Below are 18373 nucleotides of genomic sequence, written 5' to 3' on the forward strand. Positions count from 1 at the left end.
CCGTGAGGTTCAGAAAGGGGAGACATTGCCTGCGGGCTGCCTCCCGGCCTCAGTCTCGAACCCGTCGAGGGCCGGGGCGGCGACGTCGGCGGCGGAGACCTTCTGGTCGGCGGGCACGGCCGCGGCCGTGTCGGTGTCCATCTGTCTCCTTCGTAGCTACCCCCGCCTTTAGGCGGGGGGTGAAACGAAGCTCCCGCGTCAGCGGGTAGAAAGGAGCGGGGCTGCGGGCTCGGCAGGGAATGAAAGGGCGAGTCATCGCCGACGCCGACACAGGTGGGACCCGCCGCGCCGAGGTCTTGGGGAACTCCACAGGAGGAGATGCCGACCCGGACGGGGGACGGCAGGGCTCGCTCATGCAGCTGTAGCAGGATCGATTCGGCAGCCGACGTACGTGTGTCGGCTCATTGGGGCGGCTCCTTCCTCAGTGACGATGCAACCTTCGGACACACAGGCCGGCAAAGGGGCGCATATGGAAAACGGGCGGGACGCCGGAGCCGTGATGACGGTGGACGGGCCCATCCGCGCCGCCGACGTCGGGGTGACGCTGATACACGAGCACGTTTTCATCGACTTGGCGCGTGTCACCCGGGACAAGACGCAACACTTGTTCGAGGAGTCTCTGGCAGTCGCGGAGTTGGCCCACTTCGCCGCTGCGGGGGGCCGGACCGTCGTCGACGTCACCAACCGAAACCTCGGCCGCAGACCCGAGGCGCTCGTCGCCGTGGCCAGATCCACAGGGCTGAACATCGTCATGGGCTGTGGGTGGTACCGGGAGCCCTACTTCGACGACGAGGTCTGGCGGCGCCCGACCAGCGCTCTGGCCCAGGACATCATCACCGAGATCGACGAGGGCGTCGGTGAAGATCGCGTACGGCCGGGCATCATCGGTGAAATCGGCTCCCACCGCGACTACATCTCTCCGGTGGAGGAGAAGTCCTTCCGCGCCGCGGCCCGGGCCCAGCTCCACAGCGGTCTGACCGTGACCACCCACGCCTCCCAGGGCCGCGTGGGTCTGGCTCAGCTCGACTTGCTCGAGGAAGAGGGCGTGGATCCCGGCAGGGTTGTGATCGGGCACTGCGACCAGTACCCCGACACCGAGTACCACGACACGCTCGCCCGCCGCGGCGCATGGGTCGAATTCGATCTGATTCACCACCGCAACGACTGGGAGCTCAAGAAGTCCGTAGGCATCGTGTGCGAGTTTCTTGACCGCGGTCACCTGAAGCGGACCCTCCTCTCCCATGACGTGTGCAAGCGGGCGCATCTAAAGGCGTACGGCGGCACGGGCTACGACTTCCTGCTCACCGAGTTCACCGAACGGCTCATGGCCGAAGGCGTCACCAAGGACGAGATCGACACGATCTTCCGTGCCTCGCTGCAGTGCCGGTCGCCTGAGTACCCGCGAGGCGTGCGTGATCGCCGCTCTGGCCGACGCAACTGCACGGCCTGGTGGCCCGGGCCCCGGGGATCGGCCTCGGGTTTGTCGCGTAGAGGGTGACGCTGTGTGGCTGAGACGCTCGTCGGACCGGGGCTGTGGTCTGCTGCTTCGACTTCCCCCTCGCCGTCCTCGCTCGGCCCGCGTTACGCGACGCTCAGGCCCCCTCCGTGGTTCAACAGACAAGGGGGCACCGCCAACTGAACCCGACGGCTGGGGCGGGAGCACCGGCCCGCGGCCGACCAGCTCCGTCCACCGGGTTGTTGCTCTGCCCTGCGCGCGCTGTCGGGACGGGTGAGCCCGGTGAGCGGATGGGGGCTCCGGTGGTGGTGTGCGGACGGCGACAGAGCCGGATCGGACCGGCGCACGGACTGCAGGTCTGGTGGTACGGCGCGCCGCCGCTTACCCCACAAAGGCGGCTCTTGCGGCCCGGGCAACGCCGCGGCTTGCCCGGGCCGGGGATGCTGCCGTTCATGCCTGATTCCTACGCCGGCCTGTCGCAGTACTACGACCTCATCATGACCTCGGGCTACTACGACTACGGGCGCCTACGCCCGGGCCCTGCTGGCGTGCTCGGTACCCGCAGGCACCTGCTGGAACTCGGGGTGGGCACGGGGCTGGCCTGCGAACGGATCCTTGACCTGGGCCCGGCCGGCCTTGCGGTCACCGGCATTGACCACACCGAAGGCATGCTGGTCCGGGCACGCGAGCGGCTCGGGGAGCGTGCCCGGCTCTTGGTGCAGGACATCCTGGACCTGCGTCTGCCGTCCACGTTCGACGCCGCCTACTCCGTGGGCGGCGTCTGGTGCATCCTCCAGGACGAGAACGGCCCCCGGTTGGGCAGCCATCTGATGGACGAGGACGACAACGCGGCTGCCTCTGGAGCCCGGAGGCCTGCTGCTGCTCTCCGTCCAGGGTCCGCACCGGCCCCTGGAGCGGTCGCTGCCCGGCGGACTGCACTACATGCAGGTCGTCAGCGAGGATCCTGAAGACCGGCGATGAACGCCCGACGCCGGCCGGCTTGCAGCTGAACTTGCGACCTCATCGGTTGGGGAGCGCTTTCGGCACTGGGCAGTAAGTGAGGGCTTGCTGGGTCGCGGAGTTCCCCGCAAGCCCGCCGAGCGGCGCACTGAGGCTGTCCGTACGTGTTCTCATCCCGCCCCGCCGCTGAGGTAGATCAGCGGCGTCCGTCCCCGCCGCGGGAGGCAGGAGGCCGGTCTGTACCGGATGGCCCCCGGGTGCCTGCCGGCTCTGTCCAGCGCCCTCGGCCGCGGGGTTGACGGCCCGCCGCCCGTTGGCCCGCGGTGAGAGGAGGCGTCAGGGGCGACCGGGGGCCGTGTCGCGGTCAGGGGACGGTTCCGGGAGGTCAGCGGTGGGCGGCGGTGAGCAGGTCGGTGACGAACTTGCGCAATCGTCCTGTACCGACGGGCCGGACGCCGTGGATGAGGTGGGCGCCGTAGGCGATGGCGGTGCCGGGGCTGGCGTCGGTGGTCCAGCGGGTGCGGGAGGCGGACGTCAGCCAGGCGGGTTCGCCCTCATGCTGGCGGGTGTCCGGGAGGGGCGCGTGGGGGTGGCGGTGCGTGAGCGGGGTGTCGGGCAGGAAGCCCTGGGGCTCGCCGACGCGTTCGCCGCTCCAGACGTGGTCGCTGGAGGTGGTCTCGATGTAGAACTGTCCGCCGGCTTCGGGCTCGTCCAGGACGACGCCGATGCGGCCCAGCCGGCAGCCGACGGGGCCGGGATTGGGTATGCCGTCGAGGTGGGTCGGTACGCGCTGGCCGGCTGTCAGCTCGGTGTAGCACCAGGGGGCGGCCGAGCCGATGGAGGGGATCGCCTGGCGGATGGCGGGCAGGGCGCGGGTGGTGGCGTGGTCGAGGATTTCCTGGGCCGGGGGAGGGGCGGTGAGCACCTCGGCCTGGAAGCGTGGTGTCCAGCCGCTGGTGTGCAGTTCGTCGTCCATGAGCTTGCGGAGCTGGGTGAGTTCCTCAGGGGTGAGGAAGTCCTCGACGGTCTGCAGGGCGAGCGTTTCACTGGGGTGGATCACAGGGGTTCCTCCGCGGTCAGGGCTGCCGGGCGGGGCGTGCTCTGTCCACGGTCGCGGATGCGGTGGCGCCGGTCCATGGCCCGGGCGGGGTGTCCGGATGCTCGGGAGGCGGGAACCGGGCGCCGGCGTGTTCCCGGCGTACGCCGCTGCCGGGGATCCTGCACGGCAGCAGTGAGGGCCGTGCGCAACTGCCCGTCCTCCGCGGCCGGTCCCCGCTGTACCGTCTGTCCTCGGACAGCCGGCCCGGTGCAGCCCCGGCGTTCGGCTGGCGTACCGGGCTGCGGTGTTCAGTGCCGAAGTCCCATGACCAGATCGCCGGGAACGCTTTCGCTCGTGCTGTAGGCCTCGATCACGGCCTCCTGCCACTCATCGACGGTCAGCCGGCCGTCGCCGTCCCGGTCGATCGCCTCGAACGCCTCCTGCGCCTGCGCCTGCCCCATGCCCAGAGCCTGCTGCGAGTGCAGGAACTCCTGCATGCTCACGGTGCCGTCCTCGTTGCTGTCCACCAGCGCCACATGTGCCTGCACCGACGGTCGGACAAGCTCCCCGATGGTCCCCAGCTCCACGGCCCGCAGCAGCGCATCTGCGAACGCCTCCTCCGTCAGCTGTCCGTCCCCGGGAATACCGGCCAGTTGCGCGACGCCTTGCCAGTACGCCTGCGCACCGGAGATTACGGCCCTGCCGCGCGGGGAGTGCGGCGGCTCCGAAAGCGCCTGCAGCAGCATCTCGGCGCGGGCGGTTACGTCCTGGCGGTCGAGAATGCCGTCACCGTCGGTGTCCTGGACGCGGAAGCGGTGCAGGTACTTGGTTCGCAGCGCGGCACTGGTCATGGGATCTGCCTTTCGGGGGGTGGTCAGCGGCTGACCAGCACGGTAGCCTCCCCGCCCCGCCGGCCGTGCGGGTCACACGATCGCGAAGGAGTGGATGACTTTCCTGCAGGTTGACGCCCTTTAGCCACAGAGAGCCGTCACAGGGCACCTGCGCGTCGGTCCACTGGCCGATGCCGGCACGGCATTCCGCGGCTCGGTGCCACCGCAGCTGTGATGCGGCCGCTGTTGTGGCGTGTCAGAGAGGGCCCGGCTTCGGCTCAGCCCGGAAGGGTGAGGACGCCGTTGGTGTGCCGGGCCGTGGCGAGGAACGCGGACGCCGACCGGGCCGCCAGAAGTAGTCGCCGGCAGGCGCTGACGGCTGTGGCACGCAGGAATCCGCTGGCTCCGTGGACGTGCACAGCGTGCCCGACGGTCTGCTGAGCCTGGTGGTCGACCAGCCTGGTGAACGAAGCGGGGTGTCGATGACAGATGGACCACCGTGCAAGGGGTCTTCACCGTGATCGGCATCGGGCGAGCCGGTGGCGGCTGCGTGATCACTCTCCCGCACCGTGCACCGCCAGCTCCTCGCCCGCTGCCAGTCACTCGACGGCATGCCGGAGCGCCCTGCGGCCGATGTTGACGGTGATGGTGGGCTCGGCCTCGACGGTGAAACCGGCATCGGTCAGCAACGGCCCCAGTCGGCGCCGCGGTGCGGGACGTGCTCGGCGTGGAAGCTGTCGGCCGCCGCGTGGGCGCGCTCTTCGAGGCCGGGTCGGTGCTCGGGGGCGTGGGTGGGCAGGAAGCGTATGCGCCAGGAGGCCGGCATGATGCGTCAGGAGGCGCGGGATGCCGCCGAGCGGGCTGCGGCCAGAGTGGTGCGGGCCGAGGCTTGCAGCCATCACCGTCGACGGCCCCGGCCCGGCCGACTCCGTCCGGGTCGCATGGCCACGCGGCGTCGTCGACGGAGTCCTCATCCGGGAGGTCGAACTGCGCGACCCGCTCCTCGCGGGTGCTGAAGGGGGCGGGTGGCGGCTCGTCTGCATACCCCAGGGCCGTCTTCCTGAACGCGGCAAGGATCTGCGCGTCGGTGCAATCAAGGGGCAGATCGATTCTGGCTGCCATGACAGGACGGTGCTGCGCACCTCTGACAAGCAGGGCGAAGTCGCCCCGGCATCCGACCGCGGCCCACACGCCATGGCTCGTCGGACACCGCCCGGCATCGGGGCGTGAGTCGGACCATCTCTTTCAGCACGGCGGACAAGGCGCACACCATCGGATTCCCGGGGGCCGCGGGCCGGTGCACTGGCCAGCGAGGCAGGTCTTCAGGCGGAGATGAGGTCGTCACGCAGGTTCAGGCAGCCGCCGATCCGTGCCTGCTGGGCCCCGTCGCCCACGTCGGCCCGGCCGTTGAAGAAGACCAACTGGTGGGTGTCGAGTTTGTCGTGGAAGTCCTCGAGGATGAGCGTCACGGGGACGGTGTGGTCGAAGACCGGCCGCACCAGTTTCAGGTCGACCGAGGTGAGGAGGAACCGCCGGCGGGCTTCTTGCCAGGGCAGGCCGCCGGCCCGCACAAAGAGCGGGTGGTGGCCGTGGAAGTAGGCGAACAGAGCTGAGCTCAGCGCGTGGAACTCGGCGAGCTGGTAGAGGGTGGCGCCGTGCAGCAGCGGCCGGTGGGGCGCCCGTTCGTCCTGGTCGTCCGCGAGGTCGACCTCATAGCAACCGCGGTACACGCCCTTGTGGTACTCACCGCCCGCCGCCTTCCACGGCGTCGTGGTGAAGGTCGTCGACAGACGCGACGTCACCTCGTCGAACGCCATTGCACCGTCAGCGGGCGCAGCCGGGTCTTCCATAGGCTCCAGTCAGGCAGCCCGATGGCCCCAGCGCCATCTCGCATGGTGCTTTTGAGTGAGGCATCGCGCTTGGAGGCCCGCAGCGCAGCGGATGCACGGTAGGCCCGGGGCGTGTCTGGGCTGGCTCGCCAACAGACGGACAGACGCCGATCAAGCTCTGGGAAAGGGCCGTTCGTGAGAGGGGGACGGTGTGGACACCGGCCCCCTCTCGGAGGTCAGTTGGAGCGGGTCGGCTTGGGCAGTAGGAACATCAGGGCCCACATCACGACGAGTATGCCGACGACGTACCAGAGGCTGTCGGCGAAGGCGGTGTTCATGGCCGGGCCTCGGGTGCCCGCGGTGGTGTGGCTGAAGAGGACCACGCTGGTGACAGCAGTGCCCAGTGCGATGCCGAGCTGGGTGGCAGTGTTGAAGAGACCGGAGGCCGATCCGGCGTCCTGGTGGGCGACCCTGCCTAGGGTGAGGTCAGCGAGCGGGGCGCCGATCATGCCGAGGCCGAGGCCGACGGCCAGCATGGGCGCAGCGGCCAGTGCGGTCCCCATGCTGGTTGCCTCTGTGGTGATGAGGTGGTGGTAGCCGACCAGGGTAGCGGCGGCGATCAGGGCTCCGGCCTGTGGGACGGCACGGTCGTATCGGCTGATCAGGCTCATCGCGAGCCACGGACCACCTATCTCGCCGAGGGAAGCGGCGACGAAGCCGAGGGCGGCCTGCGCAGGGGTGAGGCCGAGCCCGTCCTGCATGAACAGGGCCCAGGACAGGAAGAAGGCACCCGACAGCAGTCCGAAGGCCAGCTGGGTGGCCAGTCCGCCGCTGAAGGTGCGGCCGGTGAAGAGGGAGAGGACGACCAAGGGGGAGCCGTCCTTGCGCATCTTGCTCTTCTGCTGGGCCACGAACCCCGCCAGGACGAGCAGGCCGGTTGCCATCGCTGCGAACGGCCAGGCGGGCCAGCCGTGTTCGCCACCCACGGTGAGCGGGAGCGTGATCAGCAGCAGGCCGAGCGCGGAGAGGAACATGCCGAGCGGGTCAAGGCGCCGGGTGGCGCGGTCGCGGGACTCGGGGATGTGGCGCAGGCCGAGGACGACGGCGGCGATTCCGATGGGCAGGTTGATCAGGAAGATGGGCCGCCAACCCAGGCCGAACAGATCGGCCTGGGTGAGGACGCCGCCCAGGACCGGGCCTGCGACGCTGCCGAGCGACATGACGGTCCCGTACAGACCGAACGCCTTCGTACGGGAGTGCTCGTCGAAGGTGACGTGGAGGGTGGCCAGGACCTGTGGCACCATCGCCGCGGCCGCGGCGCCCTGGAGGGCGCGGGCGGCGACCAGGAGGTCCGGACCGGTCGCGATTCCGCAGAGCAGGGAGGAGAGGGTGAAGACGCCGGTGCCGACGAGGAAGATCCGCTTGCGACCGTAGAGGTCGCCGAGCCGACCGCCGGTGATCAGGCCGAGGGCAAAGGTCAGGGCGTAGGCGGCGTGGATCCACTGGAGGGCCGCGGTGCTGGCACCGGCGTCGGCCTGGACAGTGGGCAGGGCGGTGTAGACGACGGAACCGTCCAGCGCGTTCATCAGCTCGGCGCTCAGGACGACGGCGAGGGTGAGCGTGCGGGCGCGGTACCCCGAGGGCGGGCTGGTGGCCGGGGTGTTGGTCTGGTGGATGTCGGGGGACACGGGAAGGGTTCCTGTTCCTGTGAGGTTCGGGCGTACGGCAGGCCGGGGCCCTCTCGTACGCCGACTCCGCACAGGCGGAAGGAGGGGATACGGGCCCGGCCGGTGGGGGCGCCGTCATTTCGGGCAGGGAGGTACGGCACCGCGAGGGTGTGCTCCGTGCCGGAAAGAGGGCGGTTACCGGGCCTGGGCGATAGGTCATCACCTCACGTCGTCTGCGGCGGGATACGCCTGCCGAGGGAAATAGGCAGGACGGGGCCGGCACCCGCCCGGTGAGGGGCGGGCGCCGACCGTGGGTCAGGCGGTCTGGGCGGGCTTGGGGAGCCGGAACATCAGTGCCCACATCACCGCGAGGGCGCCGACGACGTACCAGACGCTTCCCGCGAAGGCGTGGGTCACGGTGGTGCCGTGGCTGCCGGCGGGTGCGTACTGGAAGAACACCACCGATGCCATCGCGATCCCGAGCGCGGTGCCCAGCTGCATGGCGGTGTTGAACAGTCCCGCCGCGGAGCCGGCGTCCTCGTGGCCGACCTGGCTGAGGGTGAGTCCGGCGAGCCCAGCGCCGACCATGCCGAACCCGGCGCCGACCAGGATCGTCGGCGCGACGGCGGCCACGAACGGCATCTCGGTCTGCTGGGCGGAGACCAGCAGCTGGTAGCCCACCAGCGTGAGGGCGATCAGTACCGCCCCGGCCTGGGGCACCCGGCGCATGTGGCGCCCCGCCCACTTGGAGGCGAGCATCGCGCCGGCCATGCCGCCGATGGAGATGGCGACGGACGCCGGGGCGAACTGCCCCGGGGTCAGGCCGAGGCCGGACTGCATGAACAGCACCCACGTCAGCAGGAACACCCCGGAGACCAGCCCGAAGACCAGCTGCGCGGCGAGCCCGCCGGCGAATGCCTTGCTCTTGAAGAGGGACAGCGCGACCAGCGCGGAGCCGTCCTTGGCAGTTTTGGCCTTCTGTTGGGCCACGAACACGGCAAGCACGGCCACACCCGCCGCGATCATGGCGAAGCTCCAGGCGGGCCAGTACTTCTCGCCGCCCACGGTGAGCGGGTAGGCGATCAGCAGCAGACCCGCGGCGGAGAGCAGCATGCCCAGCGGGTCCAGGCGCCTGGCCTGCTGGTCGTGGGACTCCGGGATGAATCGGAGGGCGAAGAGCACGGTGACGAGCCCGATGGGCAGGTTGATCAGGAAGATAGCCCGCCAGCCCAGACCGGCGATGTCGGCGGAGGTCAGGACCGCGCCCAGGACGGGGCCGAGGACTCCGCCCAGCGACATGATCATGCCGTACATGCCGAAGGCCTTGGCCTGGGACTCTCCCTGGAAGGTGACCGCGATGGTGGCCATGACCTGAGGCACCATCACCGCCGCTCCGGCGCCCTGGAGGGCCCGGGCGGCGACCAGGAAGTCCGGGCCCGTCGCGATCCCGCACAGCAGCGACGCCAGCGCGAACAGAACGGTGCCGGCGATGAAGACCCGCTTGCGCCCGAAGAGGTCGCCCAGGCGTCCACCGGTGATCAGAGCGAGGGCGAAGGTGAGGGTGTAGGCGGCGGGAATCCACTGCACCGCGGCGCTCGTCGCCCCAGTGTCCGCCTGGATGGACGGCAGGGCGGTGTGGACGATGGAACCGTCGAGCGCGTTCATCAGCTCGGCGATCAGGATCACGACCAGAGTGATCGTGGCGGCCCGGCCGGCCCCGGTGGGGCGTGGGTGACCGTGGGTTTGGGTGTCGGTTGACACGAGGGAAATCCTTGTCGCGTACAGAGAAAAAGGGGGGACAGGGCAGGCCCGGGCATGCCCTGTGCGCCTACCGCGCGACAGGGAAAAGCAGGTGCAACGAACCCCAGGCCATCGGGAGCGCCGCCGTCGAGGCATACGTCAGAAGCCCGCGAACGCGGACAACCGGAAAGAGCGCCTCAGAACGAGCGGCTAAACGGCCTGGGAGATATGCCATCACCTCGAAACACAGCGCCGAGCCCCGGAACGGGCACCGGCAGAACTGGACCAGGGTAAGAGAGCCTCCGATGGCGGTGCAACGCAATATCTCGCCTGCCCCTCCCCACCCCTGCCTGGCTCCCCCTTGTAGGACAAGATGCCGCTGTCCCCGACCGGGGCCTCGACCATCAGCTTGCCTGGCTGGGCGAGCGTGCGCTGGACACGAAGGACGTCATTGAAGAGGCGGAGCTCGTCTGCCGTGTCTGCGAGGGCCTCGCGGAGCGGCGGCCCCTGGAGCTCGGGGAGCTGGGCGATGTCCGGTCCATCGGCCGTCGCCTCGGCGAGATCGATGCCTCCTCTCGCGCCGGCCGCTGGGACAGTGCCCTGACCACGGATCCGGCGTGAGACGACGTGCGTTCTCTCTGCCGCCGGCTGCTCCTCACACGCCTGGGCGACTGGCGTCAGCCACTGCCACGCCTCCTGCGCCCGCACACGGGGCGCCGCTGAGCCGCCCGGGCCGCACCGGTGTGACTTGCCGCAGTTGGCGCCCGCACCGCCGATCGCCTGCCTGCCGTCACTGGCCTGCGGAGTTGGCTTGACTAGCCCCTGTCGGATTCACGGCCCAGGGGACGGTGCCATCGACTCCAGAGGCACATGGGCTGTCCCAAGCGGGGCGTCAGTGGCGGAAGTAGCAGTGGATGGTGGTGCCCCCCGTTGCGGTGGTATGGATACGGACGAGGTCGGCGAGCACATGCACCATCAGCAGTCCGCGCCCCCCGCGCTGGCCCCGGGCAGGAGGACATCGGCCGGCGAGCGGGTCGACAAGAAGCCCGGCGTCGCGTACCTCGCACACCACGTGGTGATCTTGGGACCAGAGACGCAGCTTGCCGCTACCTCCGCCGTGGATGACACTGTTGGTCGTCAACTCCGCCACGGCCAGGGTGAAGTCGGTCAGGCGGGACTCGGGCAGGCCGAGGCCGGCAGCCCGGTGGGTGGCCTCGTGCCGGACACTGGCCAACGAGTCCTTCGCATAGGCCGTCCTCCACGCGTCGCAGCCCGCCGTCAACGGCTGGTTGTAGCGGGAGACCATCGCTTCGGGAGCGTAGGCCGCGCTCGTGTCCTGCCTGCCGGACTCGATGATCGTGGGATGGGTGGCGTGGGCGTCGGCCAGCACCGTCTCGTTCAGGCGCAGCACGTCGTACGGGCAGAGAATCGTTGCCTCACGGCCCCGGAACGCCAGATTGATCAATGCCTCGTGCTGCACACAGGCGGGATACTCCGCCTCGGTACGCCCGGCCCAGATCGGCTCACCGATGATCCGCACCCGACCCTCGGAATGGGCATCGGCGAACGCCCCCAGGACCCGCGGGATGATCCGGCCCGGATTGCGCCCGGCCTGCGTCATGTCCAGCAGCAGCACCTGCCCGGACCGCTCAGCACCCAGCGCATCACGAATCAATTCGAGATTGGCCCCGGGCACCGCCACCGCCACAGGCTCAGCGGCATCCAGACCTTCACAGATGAACGGCACCGTGCCTTCCAGGTACTCCTGCTCACCCCGGTAGAACAATGCCGGGTGGGCGAAGGGTTCGGATGCGGTCATGGCGCTCATCAGGCGCCCACCTCGATTGCAGACAGATCGGGCCAGAACAACTCGAGCAGACGACTCAGAGCAGGCGGCGGGCTGGTTACTACGAAGCGCCGTTCGTTGTCCAGGCTCAGGGCAGCCATCGCCAAAGCCGTGGCTCCGGCCATGTCGATGAAGGTCAGCTTCGAGAGCTCCAAGCGGTAGGCCCCCTGGTGCTGTCGGATCGCCTGCTCCAGGGCCCCCTCCCACACCGCCAGGGTGGGCAGGCAGACCTCCCCGGCGACTTCAAGGCCAGCCCCCTCCCGCAAGGGACAGACCCTCAGCTGGCCGCTCCAAGGCATTGTGTCGCCCTGCGCCGAGTACCCGCCATGCGGGTCGTTCACATCGTTCTCCCGCCGCCCTTTGAGCCGTCATCGCCCAGTATCCCCTCCCCTGACCGTAAACGAGGGCCAGTTGACGCAGGTCGCACCGATCAGAGGCACGGCGATAGGAGTCGCATCCGACGCACTGGAGCTCTGATCGGCCGACTTCCCCCGCGTCGTCCGCGCCTGTTCGGCGGACTGGGGGCGAATACTCACACAGGAGACCGGCCACTGAGTGCCGACGACCTCGCCCTTGCCCAGACGCTCGCCGATGCCGCCACCATCGATCTGATCCAAGCCCGCACCATCCGCTAGCAGCACACCGTCAACGAACAGCTTCACACGGCCCTGCAGAGCCGCATGATCATCGAACAGGCAAAGGGGGTTATCGCGGCCCGCGGCAACGTCACCCTCAACCAGCCCTTCGACGCCTTACGCCACCACGCCAGGCGCCTCCGTATCCTGCTCATCGATGTCGCCCGGGAGGTGATCGAGACCAGGCTCACGCCCGCCATCGTCCCCGCCCGGCAACGGAACGACACCGCAGATACCGAGTGGCACGAGCGCGCCGGCGCCTGCGCCGCAACACCTGACGCCTCCGCCCCGACAGGCCAGCGCTCCGGAGGCAGATGGGAGGAGATTTGTGCGGAAGTCGTGCGGAGCAGACCTCTGCCCGAGCGGATCCCGGTGGGTCCTGGTCGGCTGCTCGCAGATCCGGCCGACGGCAAGCAGGTCGTGTTCGATGTCTCCCGCACCGAGATCATGAGTGCCCGGCCGCTCAACACGCTGCTGCAGCACCGCCGCCGGGCGGGAAGCCTCACCTGGCCGGCCGGCCCTCTCAGCGTCCCGACGAACCGGCGGCTGGAAGTCACCGGGACGCGCAAGCACTTCTCGGTGTTCCCCCATACTGCGGGCCGGGGTGGCCCGCAGCCGCGGTCAGTATCCCGCAGCGCCGCAGCGCCGCAGCGCCGCAGCTCCGCGGCGATCCGACCTCACAGGATTGCCAGCTGAATCACTGTCAGGAGGGCGCGTCACCGGCCGCCGGCACCGCCAACCCCCGCGCGCGCCTGATCAACGTGACGGCAGGGCAGCAGGGCGGGCCGTCACCGGCCGGACGCAGCAGCCGGTGACGGCCCCGCACAGCAGCGCCTGCGAAGCTGTCTACCTTGACCCAGTCGGGCAGGCACAAGCCCCGGCCCTCGGCGACCGGCGCGTGCAGGCCGTCTTCGTGCTGGATGTGCCGCCAGCCCGGCACGTTCATGGGCCAGAACATGGTGGACGCCGCGCAACAACAAGAGCGGCAAGGTCACCTGCACGAGTGGGCGGGGCTTGTGCCTGCCCGGCATGGCCCCGTAGGTTCCGCGCGTGAGCGAAGCGGGGTCCCCAACATCCATGATCCTGGTCGTCGACGACCACGAGCCGAACCGCTTCGCCCTGGGCAGCGTGCTGCGCCGGGCCGGCCACCAGGTGCTGGAGGCCGCCTCGGGCCGCGAGGCCCTGGAGGTTTTGCACGGGGCCGATCCACTGCCGGACATAGCCATCGTCGATGTCCGACTGCCCGGAGTAAGCGGTTTCGAACTCGCCCGGCAGATAAGGGCCGACCCCGGGCTTCCGCGCATTCCGGTCATCCATGTCTCCGCAGAAGCCAATGATCCAGGCGATCGCATCCGCGGACTGGGAGCGGGCGCTATGGCCTATCTGGCCTCCCCCGTCGCACCGGAGGAGCTACTGGCCACGGTCGACAGGGTGCTGCTCGCGGAGAGCGAGGCAAAGGCGGGCCGCGACGAACGCCGCTTCGCATCCGACCTGCAGCACGCCTTCCTTCCCCGGGCGGAGAAACTGGCCGCGCTAAAAGGCGTGGACCTCGCTGTCGGTTATGTGCCGGCGATGGAGCGCGCGCAACTCGGCGGGGACTTCTACGCGGCCTTCGCCGTCGAGCGCGGGGTGCTGTTGGCCGTGGGCGATGTGGCCGGGCACTCTTTGGCCGCAGCCACGGTCATGGTCGAACTGCGTCACGTCCTGCGTGCCTACGCCCTCGAAGGCCACGAGCCGCACCACATCCTGCGGTTGATGGACCGCCTCCTGGTGCATTTCCACCCCGGCGTCACCGCGACCATGTGCCTGGTCGTTCTCGATGCGCGCTCAGGCGCTATGGACATCGCCAACGCCGGGCACCTTCCGCCACTGATCGTCTCCCCCGACGGGCCGGCGCACTACTTGCCCTCCCGGGGCCCGTTGCTGGGTTTGAACCTGCCTCACCAACCCGCCGCACAGGCCCGTCTCGAGCACGGACAGGTCCTGCTGATGGTCACCGACGGTCTGATCGAGCGACCCCGCGTCGATCTCGCCGTCTCCCTGGAAGACCTCCGCCAGCGCGTCACATACGCCCCCTGCGCCCCGACCAGCCTGCGCGACGCCCTCTTACAGCATTACAGCAGGCACACCGAAGACGACATCGCCCTGCTTGCCGTGCGCCGCGAACCCGCAGAAGCCACCTGAGCCACAGCGACGGACCGCACCACCCCGCCCGGTCGGCAGCCGGGACACGCCCCGTCCATCACTAGCCTCGGCGACGCGTCTTCCGCCGAGGGCTTGCTCAGCAACGACCCGGCGAAGAAGGCCAACGAGTACATCGCGGCGGCGAAGGGACCACATCTCTAGGGCTCGCACCTGAGGCAGCAGGGGCAGAAGCCAGACGACCACCCCAGCTCGCATACCGATATTCGGCATGTGAGCCGGGCTGCTCAATGGTCAGCCGCCGACCAACGCACGGCAGAATCCGCCCGTCGGCCCATCCGGCAAACGCGTACCGACATAGCGAGCGGAGCACCCGCCGCAGCCGGGCCACTGCAAATAGAGAGCACGGTGAGTACGGAGCCCTCCACCGTGGCGCGTGTACGGGATCAGCAGGGGTCCAGAGATAGGTTCTGAGTGCTGCGGTGTGATCCCCCTTCCGGCCCGGATGCGGTCTGCGCGGAGCCGCGGTCGCCCGCGCGGACCATGTGGGGGATGACGCGCTGGTCTTGGGGGTCCGGTTGCGTGCGGACGATATACCGCGGCTGGAGCCTAACTCCGATGGCTGTCCCCGGGTTCCGCCCCTGCGTTGCGGAGTGGATTCTGGCGGGGGGCCCGCGGTTGACGCCGCCATCAGTGAGCGTCGGCCCATACTTCAGGGACGGCGCATGTCTGATTCTGAGTCACCGAGCGCTCTGCCCGAGGCGGCCGGTTCGGGGGTGACCGCTGAGCAGTGGGGTGACTGGCGCTGGCACATGCGGCACCGGATTAATTCGCTGTCCGGGCTCCGCCGCTGGATCGATGTGACGCCTGAGGAGGAGCAGGCGATCCGTGGCTGCGCGGGCCGCTACCGGTGGAGCATCACGCCCTACTACGCCTCGCTGATGGATCGGCACGACCCGCGGTGTCCGGTACGTCGGCAGGCGGTGCCCTCTCCGATGGAGTTGACCACGCTGCCGGGAGCCGGGGTCGACCCGGTCGGCGACCGGGTTCACCGCAAGACCAACCGCGTGGTCCATAAGCTGCCCGACCGGGTCGTCATGCTGATCACCGAGGCGTGCCCCGTCTACTGCCGGCACTGCACCCGCAAGTTCCACACGACCGACACTTCCGGTACCTACTTCCGCCGGAACGAGGGCGAGGACTACGAGGAGGACTTCCGCTATATCGCCGATCATCCCGAGATCCGCGATGTGCTGCTGACCGGGGGCGACCCGCTGTCCTACCCGGACGGCAAGCTGGAACCGATTCTGGCCCGGCTTCGCTCGATCCCGAGCGTGGAGATCATCCGTATCGGGAGCCGGTTCCCCGTCCTGCTGCCCCAGCGGATCACCGCCGGGCTGTGCGAGATGCTGGAGCGCTACCACCCGCTCTGGCTCAACACCCATGCCAACCACCCCCGGGAGATCACACCGGAGAGCGCCGGGGCCGTGGACCGGCTCCTGCGCCACGGCATCCCGGTGGGCAACCAGACTGTCCTGCTCAAGGGCGTCAACGACGACGTGGCGACCATGCGGACCCTCATGACGGAGCTGTTGCGTATTCGGGTAAGGCCCTACTACTTGTATCACTGCGACAACGTCACCGGGGTTTCCCATTTCAGGACCTCGGTCCAGAAGGGGTGGGAGATTATGGAAGGGCTCCAGGGCCACATCACCGGTTTCGGTGTGCCGCAGTACGTCGTGGAGAGCTCGCTCGGAAAGACACCCCTCAGTCCCTCGTACTACACCGTGCGCGACAGCACGATCGAGCTGCGCAATCATCGGGGCGAGCGGCTCAGCATGGAATTCGGAGAGCAGATGCCGGAACGGTGACAGATGGCCGGGCCGGGCCTGCCGGGGGTCTCTTCTTCCCGGCTCTGGCTTGGGGCGAGGTCCGGATCACCTCCAGCCCCTTCTGCCCGAGGACCGTCGACAGTGCCCTGCACCCATCGTCGTGGTGACTGGCACTGTCCCACCGACGGCTCTTCGAAGATTCCCGTAGCCGTTGATCGGCAGTTCGGGTGCTCAGTTGAGCGGGATCTGGTGTCGCAGGAAGGCGTGTCCGGCGCGGCCGGAGCTCTGCCGCTTGAGGAGCTTGGCCTTGTTGTCGACGCTTTCGGTGCAGCCGTTGTGCCAGGGCAGAGTGAGGGCGGCGTCGACGGCGGCCAGGTCGAGCAGCACCTCGATCCGTTCGCTGGTGCCGGCGTATCGGTGCCCCTTGAGCAGAGCGAACTCATCGATCCCGATCGCCCGGGGAGCCCGGCGGCCGGGCGGGGCGATCCGCATCAGGCAGTTCAGCACGCTCGCCCTGCTCAACGCCTTCTTGGAAGCGCCGTTACTTGTACAGCCCCCGTGAGGAGACTTGCCGCTGCCGGCACTTCGTGTGTGGGCGCCGGTCCGGAGTCGCCGCTATGCGACTGGGGGATGGTAGTGCGTGACTTCGCGGTGGAAGCGGGTGCGGGCTTCCAGTTGATCCCAGGGGATGTAGGCGGTGATGAGGCGGCGGGTGCCGGTGGTGGGGGCGAAGGCGTGACGTCCGTGCAGGATGCGGGTGTTGCGCAAGGCCAGGCATTCGCCGGCCTCGAACCGTCTGGTGATCCGGTAGGACTCGGAGCGCAGGTGGCGCAGGAAGGCGTGGTAGGCGCGGTAGAAGTCGCCGACCCGGCTGGGCGGTAGGTTCCAGCTCCAGACGTGCGAGTGACCGTAGTGCAGCGCTTGGACGCGACCGTCGGAGCCGAGCGTGATGACCGGGCGGCGCAGGCGGTAGAGGTAGTGGTGGCTGGAGTAGAGCTGCTCGAACTCCACGGGGGTCTCGGTGAGCAGGGCGAACCAGGAGGGGTGCGCGGTGCGGAAGTCCTCGGCCGCCTTGAATCCGTCGAGGAAGAAGAACTCGCCGCCTGTCGCCTCGTTCTCGACGAAGTAGCAGAACTCCAGCAGCGGGCCGACGGTCCGGTAGGGGTAGTCGGTGTGGGCGGTCAGGGCGAGGGACATCTCGGAGAGGTCCTCGGCCTGCGCCACCGCGGTGACGTCGGCGTACCTGCCGTACTCGGTGGGGTGGACGGGGTCGAAGTCGGCCAGGAGCAGCTCCAGTTGGCGCACGGTCATGTCGCGCAGCAGGGCGAAACCGTGGGTGAACAGATCATCCGTCCAGGAACCGAGTCCGGCGTGGCAGTCGGCCGCCCGATGCCAGCGCATGGCCGCCGTGCCGGGGGTGGTGCTGTCCCACAGGGTTTCCTTGCCGAACTCCTGGCTGTCGCTGCGGTCCCAGGCGTGGTCGAGCAGCCAGTCCACCCGGTACGTGCTTTCGTGCACGGGTTCTTCATGCCAGGTGACGTGGAGCAGGAGGCCGTCGGGGCTGAGGCCGGCGGCCCGGGCCACGGGCAGGTCCTCGGGTCCCAGGCTCAGGTCGGCGGTCTTCTGGAAGGAGCCCGGGTGCCGGCAATCCGGGCAGGGGCAGCTGAAGCGCAGCCACGGGAGTGCGAAGGGCGTCTCGTCGAGGGTGATGATGCCGCTGTCGAGAGTCATCAACGTCACGCTTCAACTCTTTCCGCGTCGCCGCGCCGGGCAACCCTTCGTGGGGCGCGGCCCAGCGGCCCAAGCCCTGCCGCTGGGGGCTGGACCAGGTCTTTGCTGCATTCCGGCCACATTTTGCGGAGACCCAAAGCGCCGTAGGCAACCCGCGGCCCCCGGGCGCGGGCCAGGCCGCCTCGCTGTTCTCCTGGACGCTCGCGCTGAGTTTTCGATCAGGGAGACGCACTCGTCAGTGCTGGCGGGGGCTCAAAAGGCGTCCTTGTTGCACAGTGAAACAGACCACTACCGTCCGGCGGGTGTCTGATTCCCGTGCCGGCCTTGCGTGCTCCTACGACCGTGTCATGCCGTCGGGCAGTGACGACCACGACGCCGAGGCCTGCGCACGAGCCCTCCTGCCCCGCAACAGCCCGCGCAAGGATGAACTGCGGCCGGAGCAGGAAGCGGGCGCCGGAGCAGGAGGTTGGCTGGCACCGGTTCGCTTCCAACTCCAGGACAGCGATGGTGTGCTGGGGCAGTACATCGGCGGTCGACGGAGCGTCTTGAACTCGCTGGGCCGCAGCGACGAGGTACGGGACCTCGGTGCGGGCGGTCGCGGAAGCGCTGGATGTGCGGAAGACGGCTCCACCCGCGGCGACGTCGTGTCCTCGCGGGCAACCGAGG

Annotated in this window: 15 protein-coding genes and 3 pseudogenes; 5 read left to right on the plus strand and 13 right to left on the minus strand. The window is 69.2% G+C overall.

Annotation, left to right across the window (positions count from 1 at the left end; translation table 11 throughout):
• Positions 1-9 precede the first annotated feature (9 nt).
• On the minus strand, positions 10-141 hold the full coding sequence (locus ACWFR3_RS07140; protein ID WP_453733541.1) for a hypothetical protein: 132 nt from the start codon (positions 139-141) through the stop codon (positions 10-12).
• Positions 142-469: 328 nt separating this feature from the next.
• On the opposite strand from ACWFR3_RS07140, the gene ACWFR3_RS07145 reads away from it, so the two are divergent.
• Both ACWFR3_RS07145 and ACWFR3_RS07150 read left to right on the plus strand, forming a co-directional pair.
• Positions 470-1498, plus strand: coding sequence for a phosphotriesterase family protein (locus tag ACWFR3_RS07145; protein ID WP_453733542.1), 1029 nt, complete (start codon positions 470-472; stop codon positions 1496-1498).
• 410 nt (positions 1499-1908) lie between these two features.
• Entirely contained in the window at positions 1909-2424 is a 516-nt protein-coding gene (locus ACWFR3_RS07150; RefSeq protein ID WP_453733543.1) for a class I SAM-dependent methyltransferase, read from the plus strand.
• 377 nt (positions 2425-2801) lie between these two features.
• Here the strand turns inward: ACWFR3_RS07150 and ACWFR3_RS07155 are convergent, their stop codons facing one another.
• The 9 genes and pseudogenes from ACWFR3_RS07155 to ACWFR3_RS07195 form a co-directional block, all read right to left on the minus strand.
• Positions 2802-3476 carry a hypothetical protein gene (locus ACWFR3_RS07155; RefSeq protein WP_453733544.1) on the minus strand — a complete coding sequence of 225 codons (675 nt, stop codon included), beginning with the start codon at positions 3474-3476 and terminating at the stop codon, positions 2802-2804.
• A 287-nt stretch (positions 3477-3763) separates the two neighbouring features.
• Positions 3764-4306, minus strand: coding sequence for an EF-hand domain-containing protein (locus ACWFR3_RS07160; RefSeq protein WP_453733545.1), 543 nt, complete (start codon positions 4304-4306; stop codon positions 3764-3766).
• Positions 4307-4917: 611 nt separating this feature from the next.
• Positions 4918-5090 (minus strand): annotated as a pseudogene (locus tag ACWFR3_RS07165) (SAM-dependent methyltransferase); the annotation flags it as partial.
• Between the two features lie 116 nt (positions 5091-5206).
• Positions 5207-5407 (minus strand): annotated as a pseudogene (locus ACWFR3_RS07170) (VOC family protein); the annotation flags it as partial.
• A gap of 200 nt (positions 5408-5607) precedes the next feature.
• On the minus strand, positions 5608-6102 hold the full coding sequence (locus tag ACWFR3_RS07175; RefSeq protein ID WP_453733546.1) for a hypothetical protein: 495 nt from the start codon (positions 6100-6102) through the stop codon (positions 5608-5610).
• 248 nt (positions 6103-6350) lie between these two features.
• Complete coding sequence (locus ACWFR3_RS07180) at positions 6351-7802, minus strand: MFS transporter (protein ID WP_453733547.1); 1452 nt, start codon at positions 7800-7802, stop codon at positions 6351-6353.
• Positions 7803-8096: 294 nt separating this feature from the next.
• Positions 8097-9542: an MFS transporter gene (locus tag ACWFR3_RS07185; protein ID WP_453733548.1), complete on the minus strand. Its 1446-nt coding sequence runs from the start codon at positions 9540-9542 to the stop codon at positions 8097-8099.
• Between the two features lie 871 nt (positions 9543-10413).
• Positions 10414-11349 carry an anti-sigma factor RsbA family regulatory protein gene (locus tag ACWFR3_RS07190; RefSeq protein WP_453733549.1) on the minus strand — a complete coding sequence of 312 codons (936 nt, stop codon included), beginning with the start codon at positions 11347-11349 and terminating at the stop codon, positions 10414-10416.
• Positions 11349-11708 (minus strand): STAS domain-containing protein, encoded by a 360-nt coding sequence (locus ACWFR3_RS07195; RefSeq protein WP_453733550.1) that lies wholly within the window; start codon positions 11706-11708, stop codon positions 11349-11351. Before ACWFR3_RS07195 ends, ACWFR3_RS07190 begins: the two co-directional genes overlap by 1 nt.
• Positions 11709-12029: 321 nt before the next feature.
• Between ACWFR3_RS07195 and ACWFR3_RS07200 the strand changes: the two are divergent.
• Positions 12030-12698, plus strand: a pseudogene (locus ACWFR3_RS07200) (ANTAR domain-containing protein); the annotation flags it as partial.
• A 7-nt stretch (positions 12699-12705) separates the two neighbouring features.
• On the opposite strand, the gene ACWFR3_RS07205 reads toward ACWFR3_RS07200, so the two are convergent.
• A complete protein-coding gene (locus ACWFR3_RS07205; protein ID WP_453733551.1) occupies positions 12706-12948 on the minus strand; it encodes a hypothetical protein in 243 nt (80 codons plus the stop codon).
• Positions 12949-13079: 131 nt separating this feature from the next.
• On the opposite strand from ACWFR3_RS07205, the gene ACWFR3_RS07210 reads away from it, so the two are divergent.
• Both ACWFR3_RS07210 and blsG read left to right on the plus strand, forming a co-directional pair.
• Positions 13080-14186, plus strand: coding sequence for a PP2C family protein-serine/threonine phosphatase (locus tag ACWFR3_RS07210; protein ID WP_453733573.1), 1107 nt, complete (start codon positions 13080-13082; stop codon positions 14184-14186).
• A gap of 683 nt (positions 14187-14869) precedes the next feature.
• Positions 14870-16015 (plus strand): arginine 2,3-aminomutase, encoded by a 1146-nt coding sequence (gene blsG / locus ACWFR3_RS07215; RefSeq protein WP_453733552.1) that lies wholly within the window; start codon positions 14870-14872, stop codon positions 16013-16015.
• A 192-nt stretch (positions 16016-16207) separates the two neighbouring features.
• Here the strand turns inward: blsG and ACWFR3_RS07220 are convergent, their stop codons facing one another.
• On the minus strand, positions 16208-16498 hold the full coding sequence (locus ACWFR3_RS07220; RefSeq protein WP_453733553.1) for a hypothetical protein: 291 nt from the start codon (positions 16496-16498) through the stop codon (positions 16208-16210).
• Positions 16499-16591: 93 nt separating this feature from the next.
• Positions 16592-17707 carry a TauD/TfdA family dioxygenase gene (locus tag ACWFR3_RS07225; protein WP_453733574.1) on the minus strand — a complete coding sequence of 372 codons (1116 nt, stop codon included), beginning with the start codon at positions 17705-17707 and terminating at the stop codon, positions 16592-16594.
• Between the last annotated feature and the right edge of the window lie 666 nt (positions 17708-18373).

Source organism: Streptomyces sp. NPDC055189, assembly GCF_053606765.1.